The organism is Klebsiella michiganensis (assembly GCA_000963575.1).
Lineage (GTDB): Bacteria > Pseudomonadota > Gammaproteobacteria > Enterobacterales > Enterobacteriaceae > Cedecea > Cedecea michiganensis_A.
In genome coordinates this window covers 1,394,004-1,412,248 of record CP011077.1, presented here as the reverse complement: position 1 = coordinate 1,412,248, position 18,245 = coordinate 1,394,004, and the positions used below count along the sequence as shown (strand labels likewise).

Sequence of the window (18,245 nt, the reverse complement as noted above, 5' to 3'; positions counted from 1 at the left end):
TTAAAAGCATGACATGAGGATGGGAGGCTACCCACAAAGCACAGCACTGCTTGCCGGATCGAGTGCAATCAGACCGGACAGAAGCAAATCCATCTCAGGCTGAAGCCGTGATTTATCGGTTTCACTGCGTGTGGCTTTCATGCGCAGCAGTCTGAGGCGGCGCGATTTCACTTCAAACAACAGTGCCGGTGTCCATTGCGTGAGGGTGATTGACTGTGCGGCACTGTCGAGCTCACCCAGCAGATGCAGGGCCAGCTCGTTTTTACCCTTCTGCTCGGCCACCCGGGCCATCAGCAAACGCAGCAGCCATTTGTCTTTTGCCGAGTCGGTGCCCGGGCGGGTCTGTAGCCAGTGAAGTGTGGCATCCAGACCGTCAGTGTCCGCTTTCTCCAGCGCTTCAGACTCGAGGGCCAGGATATCGTTATCTGTCTCACCGGTGGCACTGACCGGCTCATCCCTCCAGCCTGACATATCGTCCAGCACGCTCTGATTTATCCAGTTCAAAGTGACCTCATCGGCAAACGGCGTACCGTCATTAAAGGCCAGGGTTTCAAGCCCGGTAAGGCGGCGCAGCAGCCCTTTCAGGTCGGCGGCGATGATATCAGCCAGCACATCCTGCCCCGATTTCATCAAGGCCTGGTGGATATACCACTGCAAATCCAGCCAGAGATGATTGGCGCCGCGCGAAAAAGCGCTGTCTGCCTGCTCCATAATTTCGGACCAGCTCTGCTGCAGATACAGGCGTTTCAGCATGGCCCGCTGGTCAGCGCGCGGCGGTTCGATTCGGGTTTTCCCCTGTGCATCCGGGGCAGGAATACTGTGCAATGTGTCATGACGCAGGCTTTTCATCAGCCGGTGAGCGGCAAGCCAGCCATCAGGTTGCTCACGCAGATATCCGGTCAGTGTACGGGCCTGGGCCAGCAAATCCTGGCCGGAGGTAATGCGGTTCAGAACCGGCGCGTCAGACTCGGTCGTATGCGTGGCGGTCTGTGACTGTGCCTTATTACTGGCATTCTGCGGTACCACTGCATCCACGCCACCGGCCTTCATCAGGCGAGATTCCAGCGCGTTGTACAGGGCATTCAGCTCTGGGCGTGAACCTTCCGGCTCGGTCTCCAGACCGTCGCAAATAAGCAACAGCGCACCGGCAGTGCGTAGGGCATCGTCGCGTGCTACTTCCGGCCAGAGTGACAGGCTGTCCAGAACGCGGGAGCCTGCGAGCCACTCCAGGGCCGGTTTACGGCTCCGCTCACGCTGAGGATGAAGCTGTGCTCCATAGCGCTGTAGCAATCCCGCCAGCAGTTCAAGCCCTTCTGCAAAGCCGGTTTCCCCGTCCTGGTGCAAACGCGCCCAGCAATAATAGGTGGCGATCCGGATATCTTTGGCAGTGCTGATCAGCAGTTTTTCGGCAAGCGTGCAAATCAGCCCGGTATCAATGCCAGAAAGCTTATTGACCTCCTCCCGGATACGCTGAAAATCATCGTCATAGCCGGGATCTTCTCCGGTGGGACTGGTGTCAGTTACCGGAGCAAGCCAGGGCTGCCAGTTTTCCGTGCGTGCCTGCGCCTGTTGTCGCAGCTGCGTGCCGTCAGCGTGACAGGCCGCGACCAGATTCTGCAGTGTGCTCATTATTCGACTCCATCCATGTCACTGTTTCCTGTGTTGGCCATCAGCGCCTGAGCCGTGGCTGCACTGTCGACACTGAATATCTGATCCGGCAGCGTGAAACCGCGCAGATCCAGCAGCGCCAGCGGACCTTTTCCGAGTTGTGAGCGCAATACCCACTGCAGGGTCCGACCGTCCGGGGCGGTGAAGCTCATCATCCACTGACTGCGGTCAAGCTGCTGGCGCTTGCCCTGGTCCAGCCAGCGAATAAAGCCCCAGGTGCCGCTGTAATCCCCGAACAGGCGCGCACCGGCGTTGACTGTAGTCCAGGTGAGCATCGTCCCCGGCTTGTAAGTCTCTCCCGGCCAGCGGAAGCTCTGCCAGTCGGCCATCTGATTGAAGTAGTGCAGCGGCTGGCCATCGATTGTCAGTTGGGTTTCGACCACCTGCGGTACAGGGCGCGCCTGCAGCTCAAAACTGATGCCCTGGCTACCATCGGTGAACAGAATGTCTGACAGCTGGCTCAGTTGATTAATCGCCCGCAGGAAAGCCGGGTTAAAGCTCAGCCCCTGGCTGTTGACCTTATCCGGTACCCACTGGCTGCCCTCTTTGTGCAGTACACCACTCAGTTCCGTGGTCAGGAATCGCTCAATACGCCCGCTGTCCTTACGCACAAATTCTGCCAGCATTGGCAGGGAGGCATCACTTTTGCTCGCCGCAAACGGGAAACGTCCGTCAAAGGCGGTGTGCCAGTTTGCCACCACGGACCGGCTCCATTTGTCATTCAGACTCGCCGACGACGGCTGAAGCACGGTCTCCCAGGCCTGGGTCAGTGGCTGAACAAACATCGTGCTGCCAAAACCGCTCCACTCTTCGCCCAGACTTGCCGAAATCAGACTGCCGTACTGCTGAGTGTCGGTCAGATCCACGCTTTTGCCCTGGAATACGGTCTGCGCCAGGGTCTGCATCATCTCCTGCGGGTCAGAGGCGCTGGCAACCTGTTGCAGACGCAGACGCACACGGGTGATGCGGGTCAGATACGTCTGCAGGCTCAGCGAGTTGTCAGCCGACATCACATTGCTGCCTTTGTTTTTCCCCAGCAGCGTCAGCAGCGGGCCAAAGGTTTCATCGAGCGGCCCCTGCGGGCCTGACGCAGACTGGTCAATCGCAGGTTTGTCTTTCCCTCCTACCAAGTCTTTAGCCGATTTGATGATGGAATCCGAAAGGCCTTCGCTTTGCTGGCCGGTCTGCCCCTGCCAGGCGATGGTGTTCATCAGGGCAATCAGTGGTGACTGCCGGACATCACTCATCAGCGTCAACTGGTCGGTAACGTCAGCAATATTGTTTGCCGGATTCCAGTGCAGGCTGTTGAGGAAATTCAGCCAACTGCCGGCAAAGTCGGTGAAGTAACGTTGTGTCAGACGTGCTTTCAGGGCTTCCGGCGACAGGTCTGAGGAAACCGCTTTCCGGCTGTCGCTCAACACCCAGTCAATTTCATCCCGGCGGGAATTTGCGGCCTTTTCGATAGCCTGCTGAATGCCCCCTTCCCACGCCTGGCGGGTAAACATGCCGGGCACCACTTCCTCGGTGGTGAACAGTCGCCGCGCATCGGTACCGCTGGTCATGTCTTCCAGAGACACATCTGCGAAATTACGACGCACGGATTTGAGCATGTTCTCATACAGAGTGCTTTCAGCATTACGCCGTCCAATTTGCTGCAGCAGTACCTGGCGGCTCTGGCTGACCAGTTGTGTGTCCGGCGTGATTTTCCATTGTGGCTGCTTCGGTAATTCGGAAATATAGAATACCCACAGGTCCGGTGACAGGCTCTGCCACAGGCCGGTTGAAATGCCCATCCGCGTCGGCTGTACGGCTTTCATGGTCTGAGCGTAATACGCACCATCGGCCTTATCCGGACGGGCCATCATCAGCCAGGCCTTCAGCTGGTCATAGCCCGGTTTTGCCAACTGTGCCCGCTGGTCGCTGCCGGGCGCGGAGCCTGCCAGCACGCTGAGTTTCTGCGTCAGGGCGGCATTTGCCGGGTCGCGGATCAGGCGGTTGTTCGCCGCGCCGTACCAAGGGAGCATCGCATCGAGCAGCTGCTGATTATGGTCCAGACCGAAGCGCTGGTACCATGGCGCGCCTTCCTGAATACGGTGCTGCAGGCGGCCGGCGTCATTACGCAGCGTATGCAGGGCCGTCAGCTGGTAATCCGATACGGAAGGATGCTCCACCAGAGCATGCGCCTGCTGCGCCACGGAGACAATCTGCAGACGGTTGACCGCAAACGACAGCAGCGTCCCCGCCCCCCAGACACCGATAATGGCCATTAGTGTCCAGGCCAGCGTCTGTTCCCACGCCATACCGACACGGCGGCCACGCACGCGGGTACAGTCATCCACGATACCCTGCCAGGTCACCGGCAGGGTCAGCGCATGGCGTTGTGATTCCGGGATATATTTCTCAGCGTCGGCAGGTGCAGCACCGGCTGTTTCTCCTGCGGTATAGGCGGGTTTATTCTCCGGCAGGCTGAACATAAGGCCTCGCAGCGAAACGCGTTGCTGAGAGCCAGCCAGCCAGGGTGCCAGTTGCTGAGCCCAGCGGGCGATGCCGCCGTCTTTGAGATGCTGGCCCAGACGTAACAGGAAGTCGTGGCCGTTGTTCTCAGCGACCTGACTCACCCCCTGCGTTCGCAAGGCCGGCAGCATCAGCTCAAGCTGGCGGGTAATATCGTCAGGCCTGGCACGCAGTGGGAAACTGGCTCCTACCGACTGCTGAGTGCGTTTTGCCTGCGACCACTTGCTGTCACACAGTTGCCACAGCCAGACCGGGGCGGAATAACGGAGCAGTTCACTGATTTTTTCCAGCCCGCGTAAATCGTTGTCGCTGATTTGTGGGGTCAGATTAAGCGACTGCGGCATGACACGGACAATACCGTCCAGTGGGCGCCCGCGACGCAGTTTGCGCAGCGCGGTATATTTTTCCTTATCGGGCTCAGCAGTCAGACTGCCGCCGTAAATCAGAACGGTACGGTTACCTTCAAGCCACTGGTTTTCCTGCAGGCCAGGTACCAGCTGTTCGATTGCCGCATCGTCACCGCTGACCAGCAACAACTGCACTTTACGTCGCCAGAACAGAGTGTAACGTCTTCTGAGATATTTATTAAGCGCTGAATAATCAAACAGATCCGTCGTTTCTTCTTCATTTCTGTTGCTCTCGCCATCAGGCGTGACAGGAGACGGATTTTTTTGTCGGGACAACGTAAAGAATATGAGGGTGCACAACAGCGCTGTCAGGGCTACAAAGACTGCCACCACGTACCAGAACATATTTTCATCGCCTCCGGATGGTGACTCCGTTGTCTGTGCCAGAGCAAAGAGTACCAGAAGCAGAACGAGCAGGATCAGGAGTCCCACCCCCAGGAGATTTGAGGCCTTTTTCATGCCGGTTATTCCTTTCCGGACTGTCGTGCAGCCCTGATAAATAAGGGGCGCTGGAGACGGGCTGTAACACGTTGCAGCAAAAAGGCGATCCCGGGTAATGTCACAACCAGTGACAACAGCAGGAGAATGATCCCCGACCAGGAAAATGCCATTGAAGGAAAATAACGACTAATCAGGCTGTACAGTCCGATATTAAGCAGCAATGCCATCAGAACAGAGCCCCCGGGAAAGGGGGGCGGGATAACGAAATGATCTTGCCCAATCACGGGAGAGGTATTTCCAAGCGTAACAGCCCATGCATCATGTTCGTCTTCCAGCAGTAACCACTGGCAGGCGGGTCCATATGCGGCCATAGCAGCAGCAGCCCCCACCATGGCCCAGCTGGCAAGACAGCCATAGCGAGCGCATGCAGTGTCATAATCAATGACGCCACCAGTGCCAATACCGTCATAAAGTGAGATCGAAAGATCGTTCAGTACTCTGCTCATTGACTGCCGAGGTGCATCTGACAACCCGCTGTACCAGACAAGATGTTTTTTACCTGCCGGTAGGCCAGCCATATCGCGCAACTCACAGAGTTCAACTGTGAGCGCACTCGTATTCAGCGGCATTGCCCGGAATAACCGTAATGCATTTTTTTGTTCACCAGGATTCAGCATTGACGGGGGCATCAAAAATAACGCAGTGGCAAATTCCTGCAGAACATCGTCGGGCTGGCGGTAGTGCATCGCTAGAACCAGTATTGCTCTCTTTGTGGACCCGACAAACTTATTCCATTCATCAAAGGATGAGTCTGCGTCCTGAAAATAAATCTCGACTTTCCAGGGAAGGGATCCTGCGGTCCAGATACGATGGAATGACTGAGATTCACGATCTTTGTCGCTGCCATTGGTCTGAACAATAATCTGGAGCAGGCCAGAAGGATATCGCCGCCGAATCGAAGGTGTTATCTGAGCAATAAGATGACGAAGTAGCTGCTCAAAACGTGAAATGCCGGGCGTAATGGCGGCGTCCGGCAGCAACGTTAAAGGTGGCGTGTCCGCGCTATCTCCTTCCTGTGTATCTGCAAGACGAGACAACAAGCCCGTATCGGCAGCGATAAAAACATGGCTAAGAATGACGTGATGTTGGTGTGCACGTAAGCGCCACTTCAGACGTGTGTTACGGCACCATTCATTCCAGTTCCAGACACGAATTGCCATCGTTTCCCACCATAAGCTGTAGATAGCAATAGCTGCAGAAATGCCTGCAAATGTCCTGGCCGTCAGCGGCAACCAGTACCCGCTGCTTAACGAAGGTAACCCTGTTGTTGGTGATTTTATTACTGCTACAAGCAACCCAATGAAAAGACCCAGGATAACAATCAGCAGGCAAACCCACGGCGACCAGACCGGTGCCTGTTCTTTTTCAGGCACCTCCGGCAGAGACCATCCCATCAGCCAACCTCCATATCCTGCATGCTTGCAATAACGCTCGCCCCGCACTGTGTTTTACAATTATGCAAAACGATCCCTCGGCCATTTTCTTCATACGCAGAAACATCGCACTCAATAATTTTATTTGTGCCATGCTCAGGGCAAGATACTGTGTCATTTAAAAGTGCAGCATTCTTCCCTGAAATATCGAAACTGGATGAGGCTGATGTGACTTTCCCGCCATGTGTAGTGGCATCCCCTAAAACAATTGCAAATTTTCCCATTTTCTATTCCCTCTCTTATAATTAAAAACATCTTTCTTAAATTTAGATGGCTCACCAAAACTTACAGCCTGCTGAAATACATCCATGCATTATCCATAGATCTATAATCCAGCAACTTGCTTGGGTATTTATTAAAAAAACCACCATATTTTTGTTAATTGAATAAGATTCAGGAGGGAAAACCAAATACGCCTCCCATCACATTCACACTTAATTACTATCGCACAGTAACAGGCTATTATTTGAATAACATCATGAAGAGTAATTATTAATTAAGCCAGATGACTCACTTTACTTTTTGCATAAAGAACGCGCACTTCTTCAGCCTTTCGCTCAGCAACATTCGGCTCAACATCTCTTTGATAATTGCAGGTATTGGGGGAATAGCTAACTTGCCACTCCAGTAATAGTCGTCACTTTCCAGCCAGTCAGCCTGGTAACGTAATTCAGCAAGACTTTCTCTGTCCCATGAATGCCAGCAATAGCAAATTGGCAAGTCATAGGCAACAACCCGGCTCATAAAGCGTTGATCCATTGGCAACGTACTGTGATCCGTCGGGCGCTGCACATAAGTACGCACATCTTCCAGCATTTCTGCTCTGGACTGCTTTTCATATCTATTGCGATCCTCTTTTGAACCCGGCCCCGGCAATTGAATTCCTGAAGGTTCTTTGAGCTTCATTTTCTGGTCAAAATAGCCGTAGAGCGATATGTAATAGCGATAGTCGACATCGACGGGGATATCCTTATCGGGATCTATTTGCCCGTAACCATACCCAGTTTTTCCTGTCTGCTTTTCTTTGCTGCGATAATCCTGGTCAAAACTTTCCAGCTCTTTCGCCGTCATCGGTTCTGGCACCCGCGGCGCATTAATCGCCAGTTTTTGCTCTTTTACCGGCGCTGGCCAGGTCATTTTTTGCATCATCGATGTCGTACTGTCCCAGAATGGATGACCATCGCCTAGATCGCTAAAATTCGTTTGCGTGTTAGGTTCACCCCCACAGGGAGTATTCCGCCCCAGCATACGAACATATAATGTCTCCCCTGCGGCTTTAAATAATGGATGAGGTTCAGTAAAGCGGCTGGATTGCGTATTGGGTAATCCCTGCCAGCCGATACTGCGCAAAGGTGCAGAGCCCATCACCCGATCGTGAGGGTTACAGTAGATTCAGGTTGTTCCATGATTATCGCGCTCCGGCACACCGCCATGAGTTTTACCTTCCGGCGTCCAGCTTTCACCGTCACTGCTGGCTCCGGCCAGTAATCTGTCACATCCCTGCTGCTGCAAACGTGTTTTGTTCTCAGCCACTTTCTTTACAATATCGGCAAATGTCGCCTCTCTGGCTTCCTTACTGATGATTTCATCCATGGGATAGGAAATATAGGTTGTTATTTCATTATCCAGCGCATAGGGCGAATTCATCACAAACAGCGCATCCGGGGCTTCAATCGCAGCGGCGGCCAGGGCAATCATGGTTCCCTGACTGTGGGACAGCACCGTCACCGTATCTTCAGGATGTTTATCGCGGATAGTTTTGATTAATTTTGCCAGGCGGCCTGCGGCATGAGCGTAATAGTGCCGTGGGGGAGCGGCAGTCAGAAGCCTGTCGCGCTCCCCGTTCAATAACTGGGTACTGAATGGCACCGGAATGCCCAGGGCGGAAGGCCAGTTATCAAAGCCTTTATCACTCCATAAGCTGACCAGCTGGTTACAGCCATTCTGGAACGGGCCGCCTCCCCAGTAAAAGGGGCCTTTATTTTTCCGTTGCTCAGGCGTCAGGTCGTAATAATTATCACCGTGCTTATTTTTTAGCGGAATAGCGTACTTATCAGTCTCATTATCCGCTGCACGATAACCCCAGTAGAAACGAATAACCGGGGAGCAGCCTTCATCAATTATTTTTCTAGAAGGTATTACCCAAGAAGTGTGCTCTTTATTCCAATGAGGCTCTTCATATTTATTCTCCATCAATTGAAATTGCTCATCTAAAGTTGATAACCCCAACCGCTCATTCAAACCATAACAAATAGCTTTCTCCGCATGGTTATACCATTCCCCATCAGAATTCACACCATGAACAAATATAATTAAACCAGTTGATTGTAAGGGAGGTTGAACCTCTGCATTGACCATGAAATTTTTATGTGATGTCACAGAGTAAGAGAATGGGGTGCCATTATCTGTAGTATAAAACTCGACCTTTCGTGTAGGCGTCGTTTTGTTGTTCATCTAATATTCCTTACGACTATCATTTTGATTCTGGTTTACGATTACATTGCATACTTTCTTGAGGAACTTGAGAAACATCGAATGAAAGCTCTGGTTGGTAAACCGGACCAGTCACCCCAGGATAAGCGGGATGTGAAGTTTTAGTTGCGGGACTAAATGTCCATTTTAGCGCATAAGCGCTAGTTGGGGAGTGCTTAGCAAGTTTGTATTCAATCATATAAAACCCATCATCAGTCACCAGCATGTCATAGTCTTTTGTATCACCATTAGGATCTTGAGTATTTGATCCATAAGTCACTGAGCGCACTGTTTTCCCGCCATCTGTTGTCACAGAAACAACATTCATACACCCTTTATCAGAGCCCTTACACGCTGCTTTATTATCATTTGCCGTTATTGGAAAAGCCAAATAATCATCGCGGGTCGACAACCAGAACAGCCGTCCTTTAAATAAATAACCTGACGAGGGTGCTATCTGGGCATGAATTCCTTTCGCTTTGTTGTTATAGAAGGTTTTTCCATTTTCGCAGCGGGTGTAATCTTCAAGCGTAAAGTAACGATCTTTATCAATGCGATAAATTATCTGTGGCGGACCATAAACCTCAGGTTGCTGTTTTTTCTTTTTAGGCTCTGACTGCGTATTACTCATTGCAGCAAAAGGATTCACCAAGGCAACGCCTCCGCCATAAGGACCGGTCACACAACCACTCAGAAAAAGCACACCAGATATAAAGCACATTCGTATAATCAAATTCATCATGACTCTATTCCTCTTTATTTTCTCAGTGCGATCTTCAGTCCATCAACCGCTTTTGACATTATTAATGATGAATTCCCTGAGCTATCTGTAACGCCAGACAAAATCTTTCCGTCCGGCATATGAATCTCATAATTCTGATTTGCCAGAGGTTTACCTGAAACGGGGTGAGTAATAACAAATTTCTCATCAAACGTTGATGGCTCAAATGATTTCATCACGCCCAGCATACTGCCGGAGCCAGTCTTCTTGATGCCCGTATTCTTAATGAGCATTTTGCCTGGCCCACCAATCTCAACATTTCCACCTTTGATTTTGATATAACCTCAACCGCATATCAGCGTCAGCTCATCCTGTGCCGTAACAACCAGTTTCTTGCCACTCGAAATATGCGTGTCCTGCGTGGACCAGGTGGTGATATTCCCGCCCTGGGCCTGAATATCAATATCGTTGTTCGAGCTGAATAGTTTTGCACCCTCACGGCTGTATAGACTGAGTTGTTTACCCGCAGCCAGAGTGAAATCCTTCTGGGCCCCGATATCCAGTTGCTTACCCGCTGTCAGCGTCAGATTCTCACTGGCCGATAGCTGCATATCTTCACCACTCACCAGCGCCATCCCTTTCGGTGCACTGCCCAGGATGACCTCTTCATGCAACTATTCAATTTTCTGTTTGAGGAGTTTTTGCTGACGCCTGACATCGGCAGCCAGTGCCTGGGCTTGTACTGTTTCAGGCACCTCTGGCAGAGACCATCCCATCAGCCAACCTCCATATCCTGCATGCTTGCGATAACGCTCGCCCCGCACTGTGTTTTACAATTATGCAAAACGATCCCTCGGCCATTTTCTTCATACGCAGAAACATCGCACTCAATAATTTTATTTGTGCCGTGCTCAGGGCAAGATACTGTGTCATTTAAAAGTGCAGCATTCTTCCCTGAAATATCGAAACTGGATGAGGCTGATGTGACTTTCCCGCCATGTGTAGTGACATCCCCTAAAACAACGACGTATCTACCCATTTAGTAACCGTACTCCTTTGCCTTTTCCCGAATCATTTCCTCGATGCCCGTTTCCCGGCTTATCATTGACGGTTCACTAATACTTTCAACAATTCCTGTGTTCATATAAGGATCAGCACCAGTAGTCCAATCTGCAAGATATCGAAGTTTAGAAAGAAATTCTTTATCCCATGTAGCATCGCAGTAGCCTATTGGTAAATCATAAGCTACTACTCTGGACATAAACTTCTCGCTTTCCGGTAGTGTACTATGATCTGTTGGTTGTGAAACATAAGTCCGCAATCTCTTATTTTTTTCTTCGAAAGTTTCCTTCCTTGTTATCTCTTGCACATAACCACTTGGAAGCTCTTTATAGCCGATTACGACATCTTGGTTTGGATATAAATTAATATAATTATCATATGTACTGTCATTTTTCTCGCCAGTTTTAGGGTTCACTTCACCCCATCCATCCTCTTGTTTTGAGCCATGCTCTTTACCTACCCGGGTTTGGTCAAATCCTGCCAACTCATCGGAATTAATAGGCTCAGGAACTCTTTCTGCATTTACAAACACAGTTTGCCATTTAGGAGGGTTAGGATATGTATTACTACTGCTTTGATATTTATCACCTTCATCATCCCAAAATGATTTCCCATCAGGCAATGTACCAAATGGTGTATGCTTATCAGGATCAGAACCACATGGTGTATTCCTAGCCAACATCCTTTGGTATAAATTATTTTTGAATTTCAGAATTAATGGATGTGGATTTCCATTTTTATCATTCGGCAGTCCTTGCCAACCTATTGAGCGAAGAGGTAATGAACCCATAACTCGGTCATGAGGGCAGAAGTAAATATACGTTCGACCATGATTATCACGCTCTTGTATTTTCCCACCGTCTATTACATTCTCACCTTCAGGCTTCCAACTCGATTTATCAGTAAATTTACCTACACACAACCCTTCATAACCACCGGCAGAAAGATGCGAAGTTTGCTTTGCAATTTTCTCAATTATTGATGACAAAGTACTCTCGCGGCCGCTAGGAGAAATTCTCTCTTGCTGAGGAATTGAAAATTCATTAAGCTGGCTATTATGCATTGCATAAGGAGAATTTAATATAAAAAGAGCATCTGGTCCTTTTTTTGCTAATGTTACTGCGGCTAGTGAAATCATTGTCCCTTGGCTGTGAGAGATAATACTAACTGTATCATTAGGATATTTATCTCGGATAAGATCTAAAAGATCTGCTAGTCGCTTAGCAGCATGTGAATAGTATTTTCTTGGCGGGGCGTTTGTTAAAAGTCTATCTTTATCTTCATTAAGATACTGAAGTTTCGCGCCAGGAATTCCCGCCAGATCCTCATCGAATCCATAGTTACTCCAAAGAGAATGTAAGTTATTTGTACCATTTTGAAATGGCCCACCTCCCCATATATATGGGCCTTTTCTCCGAATGTCATCTGCTTTTATACCTATTTTTTTCATATGGTGATAGTCTTCACCATCCACATTAGCTAACGGAATAACATATTTATCCTCTTCACCCTCTACAGAAGAATATCCCCAGTAGAATCGAATGATTGGAGATCTCTCATGATTTTCAATAAGTTCTCTGCGAGTTAAAGATGATGGTGATGAATTGCCTTCCCCAACAGAATCAGTACTATATTTGTTCGGCTTCAACTCGAATAGAGTACCCTTGAGCCCTAACCTAGCATTTAATCCGCCGCAGAGGGACTCTTCCGCATTTTGATACCACTCTCCCGTTGAGTTAACACCATGAACAAGTATTATTAAGCCAGGGAGATGAGGAGGCAAATCGCATCCCCCACGGATTTTTATATTTTTATGTGAAGGGCTTGAACGCCATGAAGGTCGGCCATTATCATCATACTTCAACTCTAAAGCCCTTGTTGTATCTATTTCTTTGTCCATTAGTGGCATCCTTTTCATTATCTATTAGATTAACCGTCTTTATCTTATTATTGGGACACCATTTGACTGGAGGATATATATAATGACGTATGAGAATATTACACACACAATCCATTTCCCTGTTTTTTTCCATCCTCCGCCAGTAGATTTGCACAGAAATCCAACGAATAGATATAAGATACTTCCAGCCACAAGAGAATATAAAAATATTATAAAGAGCACTAATCCTAACATATGCATGTCCTCAAAGTTATTTAACGACCAGTAATTGTTATTATCATGTCACCTATTAAATCCGAAGAATTAAGTGATGTCGCCCCCAAGGCGTCTGTTATACCAGTGACAACTGATCCGTTTGGCATAGTTATTTTATAGGCTTTTCCTGGCAGCGGCTCTTGGGTTAATGCATTTCTGATAATGAATTTTTCATCAAAACTTTCAGGCTCAAATGATTTCATCACGCCCTGCATACTGCCGGAGCCAGCCTTCTTGATGCCCGTATTCTTAATGAGCAGTTTACCTGGCCCACCAATCTCAACATTTCCACCTTTGATTTTGATATAACCTCCACCGCATATCAGCGTCAGCTCATCCTGTGCCGTAACAACCAGTTTCTTGCCACTCGAAATATGCGTGTCCTGCGTGGACCAGGTGGTGATATTCCCGCCCTGGGCCTGAATATCAATATCGTTGTTCGAGCTGAATAGTTTTGCACCCTCACGGCTGTATAGACTGAGTTGTTTACCCGCAGCCAGAGTGAAATCCTTCTGGGCCCCGATATCCAGTTGCTTACCCGCTGTCAGCGTCAGATTCTCACTGGCCGATAGCTGCATATCTTCACCACTCACCAGCGCCATCCCTTTCGGTGCACTGCCCAGGATGACCTCTTCATGCAGCTGTTCAATTTTCTGTTTGAGGAGTTTTTGCTGACGCCTGACATCGGCAGCCAGTGCCTGGGCTTGCTGTGCACTTGCTGCCAGGGATTCCATCTCCACTAATGCCGCTGACAGCCGCGCGAGCGCCGGCTGCATTTCCAGCACCTGGCCCTGTGCTTTCGTCTGGCCATCAGCGCTGATGAACAGTCCTTTCTGTGCCCGGATAGCTCCCCAGCTGTCGGTTCTGAGCTCAAAACCTTCCCCGCGCTTCTGCTTCTCCGCATCCACTAAATGGCCGAGGTTCAGCTGACTCTTGCCGCCGTACTCCGTGGAGACTTTGATATGCTCCTGGCCGCGGTTGTCATCGAGGCGGATTTTGTTGTTCGCGGGCGTGCGCAGGACGTTGCGCTTGTAGTTCTGGATGGTGACATGGTCGCCGTGCGCCGAGTCGTGCAGCACACCCGAGATATACGGCCTGTCCGGGTTGCCGTCCTCGAAGCCAATCGCCACTTCGGTGCCGGCCAGCAGCGGCAGGTGCAGACCGTAGGTGTCGCCGGCGTACGGGCGGGACTGGCGGACCCACAGGCTCTCGAACCCGGTCTCCCAGTTATCACGGTCAAACAGCATGCTGACGCGATAGCGGCCGTCTTTATCGATGTGGCCGTAGGTGTCGTTCTCGGTGGTGCTCGTGACGCGGGCAGGAAGGGTGCCAGCCATCACGGGGCGTGAGCCAGGCTCAGGACGGAAACTAAAATCCGTGCTGTCCGGGATGCCGTCAAACCTGACGCCAAAGTCTTCATCACGGCGCGCATGGCTGTGCATCGCCGTGACGACCACGCCCTGAGCAAACACATCTGCCACTTCGTACCCGCCGGTGACTTTCAGTACCTGACCCGGAGAGAGGGTCGGGCAGCTGGTGATGGCATGAGTCTGCGTCTGGCCATTCAGGTAGCGCTCATGACGAATGCGGGCATAAAAGGCTCCGGACTCCGGGGCCGGATTGCGGCCATATGCGCTGCCCGCTGTCAGATAGTTATCCGCATAGTGGTACGCCTCGCCGTAGGTGGTGGCATCCCCGCGGGTCGCATCGACCAGGGTGTTCATGTCCTCCGTGGCCTGGCGATAGTTGTAATCCCGGGTGCTGACCTGCTTCTGCACCACGCTATGGTGACTCTCCATGCCCCAGACCGCGTCCACACCTTCCGAATGCTGTCCTGATGGCGGCACTGAGGGCAGGGTCAGACCTTTTTCATACCCCTGCTGACCGTCATAAAACTCCACCACGTCGATGTTCAGGCGGGTATCGGTGGTAAAGCGGAACCAGATCCCCACCTCACCCAGCAGACGGGTAATAAAGTGCAGGTCATCCTCGCCGTACTGCATCACCTGCTCACGGCGCGGGTACTCTTTTGAGAGCGAGAACAGAAAATCCTGACCGCGCATGTTGTGACGCTCGCGCAGAATTTTTTCCACGATTTGTGGGACCGACATGTCCTGATAAATGGCGTTCTGGTGCGAGCGGTCAAGCAGCGCCAGGCGTGGCTGCAGCGTCAGGGCATAGTGGGTTTCATCCTTTGAGGTGTTGAGACGTTCAAAGCCGCTCACCACTCCCTGAAGGGTTCGCACGGCCTGCTGCATTTTGATGCCGTAGCCCTGGTCAACCGGGGCATGCAGCGTCAGGGAGGCCGTTTTCATCAGCATCATTTCTTTGCTGATGGCATGGTCAGCGCTTGTGAATTCAATACGGTAGCTGAACGGCGTGCTCAGAGCTTCATCGCCTTCAAACGCCAGTACATCGAGGGCGGACTCACAGCCTTTGACCACCAGCAGGTGGTGGTTGTGGCTGAACAATATCGGCAGGCTCATGTTCATGCGCCCCCTCCTTCAGACAGTTCAAATTCCAGCCCAATCCCTTCTTCTTCGCTCCAGCTAAGGCATAGCGACTGAGGTTTCTGTTTCGCCGCCATATGCATCAGCAATTGCTGACTCAGCACCGGCAGGATCTGCTGGTTGAGCAGGCTGTCGACGTTGCGTGCGCCGGTGTCCGGCAGCAGGCAGGCGGAGGTCAGCGCGTCATACAGGCTCTCATCAATCTGCGTGGTCAGGCCGTAGTGACGGAGCAGGCGCTTGCTCACCTGTACGAGCTTCATCTCGACGATGGTACGCATGGCCGCTTCTGCCAGCGGACGGTAAATCACCGTCTGGAAACGGGCCAGCAGCGCCGGCTGAAAGTGGTCGCGTAAAATCGGGCGCAGCAGTTCGTGCTGGTCGCCTTCGGTTGCTTCCGGCTGTTCATCCAGCAGTTGCATCAGGTGGTCGCTGCCGAGGTTGGAGGTCATCAGGATAACCGTGTTTCGGAAATCGATCTCACGCCCTTCGCCGTCGCGCATAAAGCCGCGGTCAAAGACCTGATAGAACAGGTTCATCACATCGCGGTGGGCTTTTTCCACTTCATCGAGCAGCACCACGCTGTACGGGCGCTTGCGTACCGCTTCGGTGAGAATGCCGCCCTGGCCGTAGCCAACATAGCCCGGCGGGGAGCCTTTCAGCTGCGACACCGTGTGCGCCTCCTGGTATTCGGACAGGTTGATGGTGATAAGTGACTTCTCGCCGCCGTACAGCACGTCCGCCAGCGCCAGCGCGGTTTCCGTTTTACCGACACCACTCGGGCCGACCAGCAGGAACACGCCCTGTGGGCCGTTCTCTGGCGTCAGCCCGGTCTTCGCCGCACGCAGGCGCTGAGCGATGGCTACGAGTGCCACATCCTGGCCAACCACGCGTTTGCCGATTTCATTTTCCAGGCTCAGCAGTTCGGTCTGCTCGTCTTTCATCAGGGAAGACAGCGGCACGCCGGTCCAGTCGGCAATCACGTTGGCGACCGTGCGCGTATCCACATCCACCTGAACCAGCACATCGCCCTGCTGTGCCTGCTCCAGCTGCTGACGCAGGTCGGAAATCTCAGCCTGCTGGCTGATGTCCTGCCGGCAGGTCATCAGCTGCTGCGCCAGCGCCTTTTCAGTGCTGAAACGCGCTTCCTGCTCCCCGATACGCGCATCCAGTTCAGCCCGCCGCTGCGCAATGGCACTCAGGCGGTCACCGTGACGGGTGCTGCCGGCGGCGATATCTTCCAGCAGTGCCTGCTCTTCCAGCGCCAGGGCGGTCAGCTGTGCTTTCAGGCGCACAATTTGTTCCGGCAGGGTATCGAGGCTCATGCGTACGCGCGCGGCGGCGGTGTCGAGCAGGTCAACGGCTTTGTCTGGCAGCTGGCGTCCGGTCAGGTAGCGACGCGACAGGGTGACGGCCGCACGGACGGCGTCATCGGTGATATGGACGTTGTGGTGTTCGGCATAGCGGGATTTCAGGCCCCTGAGCATCAGGCAGGCGGTGTCGTCGTCCGGCTCATCCACCTTCACCATCTGAAAGCGGCGCTCCAGGGCTGCGTCGCGCTCAAAATACTGCTTGTATTCGGACCAGGTGGTCGCGGCGATGGTGCGCAGTTCGCCGCGCGCCAGGGCCGGTTTCAGCAGATTGGCCGCATCCGCGCCCCCCGCCTGATTACCGGCCCCGATAATGGTGTGCGCTTCGTCGATAAACAGCAAAATAGGTACCGGCGACTGCTGCACCGCGTCAATGACGTTTTTCAGGCGCTGTTCGAACTCGCCTTTCACGCCCGCACCGGCCTGCAACAGGCCGAGGTCGAGGGTACGCAGAACAACCGGCTTGAGGGATTCAGGGACGTTGCCCTCGGCAATACGCAGCGCCAGGCCCTCGACCAGTGCGGTTTTACCGACGCCAGGTTCACCGACCAGGATCGGGTTGTTCTTGCGACGGCGCGAGAGAATATCCACCATCTGGCGGATTTCGGTATCACGGCCAAAGACCGGGTCAATTTTGCCCTCTTTGGCTTTGGCGGTGACATCGAGGGTGAATTTATCCAGCGCATTCTGCAGCGCCGGGTTCAGTTCGCCCTCTTTCAGCTCTGCACCGACCGGGCGGCCCACAAACTCCACGTCACCACCATGATTCTGCGCCAGCTCTTCTTCGTGCTGCACTTCCGGGCGCTCGTCAGACTGCGCATCCAGCAGCGGGCGCAGGCGGGAAAGCTGACTCATCCCGAGCGTCAGCAGTGGCCACAAACCGTCGCAGTGAGCAAGCCGTGGGTTTTCCGTCAGCGCCATCAGCAGGTGTACGCTACGGATACTTTCCTCTCCGGCTAGTGAGGCCTGCATCCAGGCTTCCTGCATCAGTTTCTGAATATCTGCGGACAGCTGTGGACGGCTGCGTACCGAGCGCGGTTGATTATCCAGCCAGCCGAGCAAATCCTGCCACAGTGCATCTATATCCCACTCGTAGCGGCGTGCCAGCACCGTCAGGTCACCTTCCCCCTGTTCGAGCAGCTTCAACAGCCAGTGCTCCGGCAAAATTTCCGCATGGGCACGGGTCTGGCAGAGCGAAGCCGCCCCTTCCATCGCCCGGGCACAGTAAGGGTTCAGACGTCGCAACAGGATGGCTGGATTTTCCATGAATCTCTCTCTTTGTCGGTTCCTGGACACGCTACCGCCCATCGCTGTTTCCCGTGAAGGGGACCAAAGCGCATACGGTCAGGCTGGCAGTTTGTGGGTTTCTTTGCTGAAAGCCCGTTTCATACAGGCACTCAGCAAAAAACTGCGGACAGGAAACCCCGTCCGCATC

Annotated in this window: 9 protein-coding genes and 2 pseudogenes; all 11 read right to left on the bottom strand. The window is 52.4% G+C overall.

Features of this window, described 5'->3' with window-relative positions; genetic code table 11:
• Positions 1-27 precede the first annotated feature (27 nt).
• Positions 28-1,629, bottom strand: coding sequence for a type VI secretion protein (locus VW41_06690; GenBank protein AJZ88740.1), 1,602 nt, complete (start codon positions 1,627-1,629; stop codon positions 28-30).
• Positions 1,629-5,048 carry a type VI secretion protein VasK gene (locus VW41_06685; GenBank protein ID AJZ88739.1) on the bottom strand — a complete coding sequence of 1,140 codons (3,420 nt, stop codon included), beginning with the start codon at positions 5,046-5,048 and terminating at the stop codon, positions 1,629-1,631. Before VW41_06685 ends, VW41_06690 begins: the two co-directional genes overlap by 1 nt.
• A 5-nt stretch (positions 5,049-5,053) precedes the next feature.
• Positions 5,054-6,484 carry a hypothetical protein gene (locus VW41_06680; GenBank protein ID AJZ88738.1) on the bottom strand — a complete coding sequence of 477 codons (1,431 nt, stop codon included), beginning with the start codon at positions 6,482-6,484 and terminating at the stop codon, positions 5,054-5,056.
• The gene (locus VW41_06675) at positions 6,484-6,747 is read right to left on the bottom strand and encodes a PAAR motif family protein (GenBank protein AJZ88737.1); all 264 of its coding nucleotides are present in this window, start codon (positions 6,745-6,747) and stop codon (positions 6,484-6,486) included. Before VW41_06675 ends, VW41_06680 begins: the two co-directional genes overlap by 1 nt.
• 272 nt (positions 6,748-7,019) lie before the next feature.
• Positions 7,020-8,977, bottom strand: a pseudogene (locus VW41_06670) (hypothetical protein).
• Between the two features lie 19 nt (positions 8,978-8,996).
• Positions 8,997-9,737 carry a hypothetical protein gene (locus VW41_06665; GenBank protein ID AJZ88736.1) on the bottom strand — a complete coding sequence of 247 codons (741 nt, stop codon included), beginning with the start codon at positions 9,735-9,737 and terminating at the stop codon, positions 8,997-8,999.
• Between the two features lie 14 nt (positions 9,738-9,751).
• Positions 9,752-10,351 (bottom strand): annotated as a pseudogene (locus VW41_06660) (VgrG protein).
• Positions 10,352-10,491: 140 nt separating this feature from the next.
• Positions 10,492-10,755 carry a PAAR motif family protein gene (locus VW41_06655; protein ID AJZ88735.1) on the bottom strand — a complete coding sequence of 88 codons (264 nt, stop codon included), beginning with the start codon at positions 10,753-10,755 and terminating at the stop codon, positions 10,492-10,494.
• Positions 10,756-12,678, bottom strand: a complete 1,923-nt coding sequence (locus VW41_06650) for a membrane protein (protein AJZ88734.1) — start codon at positions 12,676-12,678, stop codon at positions 10,756-10,758.
• A gap of 254 nt (positions 12,679-12,932) precedes the next feature.
• Entirely contained in the window at positions 12,933-15,425 is a 2,493-nt protein-coding gene (locus VW41_06645; protein AJZ88733.1) for a type IV secretion protein Rhs, read from the bottom strand.
• The gene (locus tag VW41_06640) at positions 15,422-18,076 is read right to left on the bottom strand and encodes an ATPase (protein AJZ88732.1); all 2,655 of its coding nucleotides are present in this window, start codon (positions 18,074-18,076) and stop codon (positions 15,422-15,424) included. The genes VW41_06645 and VW41_06640 overlap by 4 nt, the downstream gene beginning before the upstream one ends.
• Between the last annotated feature and the right edge of the window lie 169 nt (positions 18,077-18,245).

Excerpts from the sequence above, each read along its gene's own strand:
- VW41_06690 (AJZ88740.1), bottom strand. The coding sequence starts at position 1,629 with ATGAGCACACTGCAGAATCTGGTCGCGGCCTGTCACGCTGACGGCACG.
- VW41_06685 (AJZ88739.1), bottom strand. The coding sequence starts at position 5,048 with ATGAAAAAGGCCTCAAATCTCCTGGGGGTGGGACTCCTGATCCTGCTC.
- VW41_06680 (AJZ88738.1), bottom strand. The coding sequence starts at position 6,484 with ATGGGATGGTCTCTGCCGGAGGTGCCTGAAAAAGAACAGGCACCGGTC.
- VW41_06675 (AJZ88737.1), bottom strand. The coding sequence starts at position 6,747 with ATGGGAAAATTTGCAATTGTTTTAGGGGATGCCACTACACATGGCGGG.
- VW41_06665 (AJZ88736.1), bottom strand. The coding sequence starts at position 9,737 with ATGATGAATTTGATTATACGAATGTGCTTTATATCTGGTGTGCTTTTT.
- VW41_06655 (AJZ88735.1), bottom strand. The coding sequence starts at position 10,755 with ATGGGTAGATACGTCGTTGTTTTAGGGGATGTCACTACACATGGCGGG.
- VW41_06650 (AJZ88734.1), bottom strand. The coding sequence starts at position 12,678 with ATGGACAAAGAAATAGATACAACAAGGGCTTTAGAGTTGAAGTATGAT.
- VW41_06645 (AJZ88733.1), bottom strand. The coding sequence starts at position 15,425 with ATGAACATGAGCCTGCCGATATTGTTCAGCCACAACCACCACCTGCTG.
- VW41_06640 (AJZ88732.1), bottom strand. The coding sequence starts at position 18,076 with ATGGAAAATCCAGCCATCCTGTTGCGACGTCTGAACCCTTACTGTGCC.